At 39.9% G+C, this 5,396-nt stretch carries 4 protein-coding genes and 1 pseudogene; all 5 read right to left on the bottom strand.

Annotation, left to right across the window (positions count from 1 at the left end; all coding sequences use genetic code 11):
• Positions 1-2,192 (bottom strand): isoleucine--tRNA ligase (gene ileS, locus P8M52_RS01520; protein WP_300306335.1); only part of this gene is annotated, 2,192 nt, incomplete at its 3' end.
• Positions 2,193-2,582: 390 nt separating this feature from the next.
• Positions 2,583-3,332 (bottom strand): pseudouridine synthase, encoded by a 750-nt coding sequence (locus P8M52_RS01525; protein WP_300306342.1) that lies wholly within the window; start codon positions 3,330-3,332, stop codon positions 2,583-2,585.
• Entirely contained in the window at positions 3,332-4,531 is a 1,200-nt protein-coding gene (locus P8M52_RS01530; RefSeq protein ID WP_300306338.1) for a tryptophan--tRNA ligase, read from the bottom strand. The genes P8M52_RS01525 and P8M52_RS01530 overlap by 1 nt, the downstream gene beginning before the upstream one ends.
• 41 nt (positions 4,532-4,572) lie before the next feature.
• Positions 4,573-5,244: a type III pantothenate kinase gene (locus P8M52_RS01535; RefSeq protein ID WP_300306340.1), complete on the bottom strand. Its 672-nt coding sequence runs from the start codon at positions 5,242-5,244 to the stop codon at positions 4,573-4,575.
• Positions 5,237-5,396: pseudogene (locus P8M52_RS01540) on the bottom strand (sodium:proton antiporter); the annotation flags it as partial. The pseudogene P8M52_RS01540 and the gene P8M52_RS01535, both read right to left, overlap by 8 nt.

The following is a 5,396-nucleotide window of genomic DNA, read 5'->3' on the forward strand; positions in this document are numbered from 1 at the left end:
TCTTGCGTGGTGTATTGTCTATCTTTAATAACATCTAAATAAAATCCACCCAAATCATTACTACAAAAATTTAAAATCAATTGAGTCACGTTATGAAAGTTATACTGTTCATAAGCTTGCAACACTTGTGTTTGTAGCTCAGCTGCCTTACTAACAATCCATCGATCTAAATCTAGCATCTTATCTGCTTCCAACGTATGCTGCTGAGGATTAAAACCGCTAGTATTGGCCAACATAAAGCGCATGGTATTACGAATTCGACGATATGAATCCGCTGAACGTTTCAAAATTTCATCAGAAACTGTCATCTCGCCAGTGTAGTCTGTTGATGCAATCCATAAGCGTAGGATATCAGCGCCAAGATTATTCACCACTTTTTGCGGACTCATTACATTGCCTAATGATTTACTCATTTTTTTGCCGTCTTTATCAACCGTAAAGCCATGTGTTAGCACTTGTTTATACGGTGCTTTACCATTAATAGCTACAGAAGAAATCAGTGACGACTGGAACCAGCCACGGTGCTGATCAGAACCTTCTAAATACAAATCGGCCACATCTGACAATCCTGCTCTTGCCTTTAGTACCGCAAAATGACTCACGCCTGAATCAAACCAAACATCTAATGTATCAGTGGCTTTTTCATAATCATCGGCATCATCACCCAATAGCTCTTTGATATCTGTTTCAAACCAAGCTTCAATGCCACTTTTTTCAATCATGGCTGAAATTTCAGTAAACAATGCTTGAGTGTTTGGGTGCAACTCACCGGTTTGTTTATGAGTGAATAAAGTAATTGGAACGCCCCAGAATCTTTGGCGAGAAATACACCAATCTGGACGGTTGCCAACCATTAGCTCAATACGCTTCTTACCCCAATCTGGAATCCAATCAACCTTAGGAATTTCAGCATTAACCGTATCTCGCAGACCGTTATCTTGCATAGAGACAAACCATTGTGGTGTTGCTCTAAAAATAACCGGGGTTTTATGGCGCCAACAATGCGGATAAGAATGTACTAAAGGTGCATGCTTAACCAAGGCATTAGCTGATTTCAAAATTTCAATCACACTGGCATTAGCCTTAAAAATAAACTGGCCGCCCAGTAACTCAGTATCTTCAAAAAATACACCGCGTCCATCAACCGGACAATTGACCGGTAAATCATATTGCTTGCCAACCACAAAATCTTCTTGACCGTGTGCAGGTGCCGTGTGTACAGCGCCTGTGCCCGCATCGGTAGTTACATGATCACCTAAAATAATAGGCACTTGTTTATCAAAGAATGGATGTTGCGCTTTAAGACCTTCAAGCTCACTACCTGCCAATATTTGAGATGAAATCGTCGCCTCTGACTCATAACGTGATAAAGCGTCTTCAGCTAAATCTTGAGCCAGTAATAAATATTCATCACCCATGTCAGCTAACACATAGTTAAGCTCAGGATGTAGTGCTACTGCTTCATTTGCTGGCAGCGTCCAGGGTGTTGTGGTCCAAATAACAACAGCTACTGGCTTGTCTACGTTAAAAATTGCATCATCGATAATGCGGAATTTAACATCAATAGCATCAGATTGCTTATCTTTATATTCAACTTCGGCTTCAGCCAAAGCCGAGCCACATTCCGTACACCAGTGTACTGGCTTGTAGCCTTTTGCGACATGACCATTATCAACAATCTTGCCCAATGCGCGAACAATATCAGCTTCATACTGAAAATCTTTGGTTAGGTATGGATTATGCCAATCAGCCAGAATTCCTAAACGTTGAAAATCAAGCTTTTGCTTAGCAACTTGAGTGTCAGCATACTTGCGGCATTCTGCCCTAAAGGTGTTAGCATCAATCTTAACCCCTACTTTGCCTTTTTTCTTTTCAACATTTAACTCAATCGGCAAACCGTGGCAATCCCAACCCGGCACAAAAGGCGAATCAAAACCCGAAAGAGATTTTGATTTAACAATAATATCCTTTAAAACCTTGTTAACTGCATGGCCAATATGAATATCACCGTTTGCATACGGAGGTCCGTCATGTAATGTAAATTGCGGCTTGCCTTGATTATGCGCTCGAATTTGAGCGTATAAATCATCATCTTGCCATTTTTTAAGAAATCCTCCCTCGCGATTAGCAAGGTTTGCTTTCATGGCGAACTTAGTGGCAGGTAGGTTTAGAGTGGATTTGTAATCAGACATTAACGCTTAAAAAACTTAAAAACTAAAAGCGTTATTATACGTGATAGCCTTGGTTTGTTGAAAACGATAATAGCGCTTAGATAAGTAGCTTGGTTATTTTTTAGATGAAAAATAAACCTTTAAAGCAATGGCCATAATCAATGAGGCGAGCACAAATAAAATTGACATCCAAAATACGCCATCAGTATTAAGCTCATTAAATAGCATACTGCTTATGCGTTTATTTCTTAAATTTTTTCGCCATAACAAAGCCGATAAAAGTGATTACACTAATAGCAACCATTAACAGGCTTAAGAAAAAAGTAGGATCGGCGTTTAATTCATTCATTATCATGTTAGATTTCTCTCTTTTGTATTATTTCTTAATTATATCAAATAAACTTAAACAGTCTATTTTCTCTTAGGCTTATTAGGCATTTTTACTGCATCTAACAATAATCCAACTTGGCCTGGTTTTAAATAGTCATATTGATTAGCTTTTAAGTTTTCAGGTAGGCGAATTTCACCAAAACGAACCCGGATTAAGCGTGAAACTTTAAACCCTAAAGATTCCCAAAGACGTCTCACTTCGCGCTTTCGACCCTCTTTAAGTACCACCTTATACCAACGGTTAGCACCCTCTCCACCACCAAAGACAACACGGTCAAATTTAGCATAACCATCTTCCAGCTCAACTCCTGTCGTCAGCTGAGTAATATCTTCATTCTCAACCTGGCCAAGTACACGAACTGCATATTCACGATCAATTTCAGAGCTTGGGTGCATCAGCTTATTCGCCAAATCACCATTGTTAGTAAACAATAGTAACCCCGAGGTATTAAGATCAAGACGACCCACCATCACCCAACGAGATTCTTTAGGCAATAGGCTATAAACACTCTTACGCCCTTCTTCATCTTTATTTGAACATATAACGCCGGCTTGCTTATTAAGAATAATAACCTTAGTCTCTTCTTCTTTATAACGCTCAAGATCGATGGCCCTGCCATCAATTTTTACTTTATCAGTAATCTCACACTTATCGCCAATTTGGGCAGCTTTATTGTTAACTTCAACACGGCCTTGTTCGATCAGTCTTTCTGCCCAACGACGAGAGCCATAACCAGCAGTTGCAATTAGTTTTTGTAGTCTTTCCATAATTAGTAAGTAATTCCCATCGCATCACGCACTTCAGCCATCGTCTCTTTGGCAACAATTCTGGCTTTTTCAGAACCATCATGAATGATCTGTCTAATTAAATCAGGATCAGCCTGATACTTGGCAATACGTTCTTGCATTGGCATCAACTCCACTTTCATAGCATCGATCACTGGTTGTTTGCATTCCACACAACCCATTTTTGCCTTAGTACAACCATCAACTACCCAGTCACGTGTTTGTGCATCAGAATAAACCTCATGTAATTGCCAAACTGGGCATTTGTTTGGATCACCTGGATCGGTTAATTTAATACGCGCAGGGTCTGTTGGCATGCGCTTAATCTTGGTTTCAATTTCTTCAGCGGTATCTCTAAGAGAAATGGTATTACCATACGATTTGCTCATTTTTTGCCCATCTAAACCTGGCATTTTGGAAGCTTTAGTTAATAGTGATTCTGGCTCTGGCAGAATGATTTTACCCACACCTTCAATATAACCGGCCAAGCGCTCACGATCACCCAGAGTGATGTTTTGCTGTTCTTTTAATATTGCTTGTGCTTTAACCAAAGCCTTATCATCACCAGTTTCTTGATAAGCTTTACGTAATGAACGGAACAATTTAGCCTGTTTTTTACCCATCTTGCTAATAGCTGCCTCTGATTTTTCTTCAAAATCAGCCTCACGCCCGTAGATATGGTTAAAACGTCTAGCTACCTCACGTGTTAGCTCCACGTGAGCAACCTGATCCTCGCCAACAGGCACAAGACCGGCCTTGTACATCAAAATATCAGCACTTTGCAATAATGGGTAGCCTAAGAATCCGTACGTACCTAAGTCTTTGGTTTTAAGCTTAAGTTGCTGATCTTTATAAGAAGGCACGCGTTCTAACCAAGATAATGGCGTCGACATTGACAATAACAAGTGCAATTCAGCATGCTCTGGGACTTTTGATTGGACAAAAATCGTTGATGTATTAGGATTAATACCGGCTGCTAACCAATCAACCACCATTTCCATGACATTGGTTTCAAGATCGATCTTATCTGAATAATGCGTGGTAAACGCATGCCAATCTGCAACAAAAAAATAAGAATCATACTCATTCTGCAACTTAAGCCAATTTTTTAATACGCCGTGATAATGACCTAAATGAAGTCGACCTGTTGGTCGCATGCCGGATAAAACTCGATTTTCTTGCATTGATTTTTGCGTTATATTAATTAAGGCGCATTATACCAAGGCTAGTTGTGCGATTGTGCGTAAAGCGCAAGCCCTTCAAGAACCAAATTTTGTTTAATGATGACTGACTGATTCAAGCGATAAGCCACCATCTTAGCATCGCCACCAGTTAATAGCACTTGCAACTCACCCAATTTTGATTGATGATTTTCAATTTGAGCTGTAATAACACTCATTAACATCTGTGAAGTACCATATTCCCAACCGTCTATTGTATTACTGGCTAACGACTCTAATGTGATATTTTTAGACTGACTAGAGAATTGATCAAAACTTCGGCGCAATACCCCCAAACCAGGCATAATCAGCCCGCCTTGATGCTCACCACTTGCCAACACTAAATCAAACGTGCAGGCACTGCCCACATCAATAATTAATATATTTTGATTAGGCAGTTGATCAATAGCGGCAATCATCGCTAGGAATCGATCAATCCCAAGATCTTGTGGTGAATCATAAGCAGATTTAAAGCTAGCAAACGTCGCTTGTGACCTTACAAAGGTAGTATTATCTAAACTACCTAAAACAGACTTATCACCCACACAACTGACATGAACACGAGACGCTTGAGGTAATAAATCAATACTAAAGTCCGCAACCAACACAGACTGATACTCGCCATTAAATAACCATTTAACAGCCGTATTGCCGATATCTATATAGAGATTATACAAATGGAATGCCACTTAGCCACATATGCATAGCAACACTAGCCACATAGCCTAATGCAATGACTGGCATCCACTTAAGATGCGAGCCAAATGTATACAGCCCTTTTGATTGACCCATTAGTGCCACACCAGCAGCAGAACCCACAGACAACAAA

Source organism: Candidatus Thioglobus sp. (genome assembly GCF_029243085.1).
Lineage (GTDB): Bacteria > Pseudomonadota > Gammaproteobacteria > PS1 > Pseudothioglobaceae > Thioglobus_A.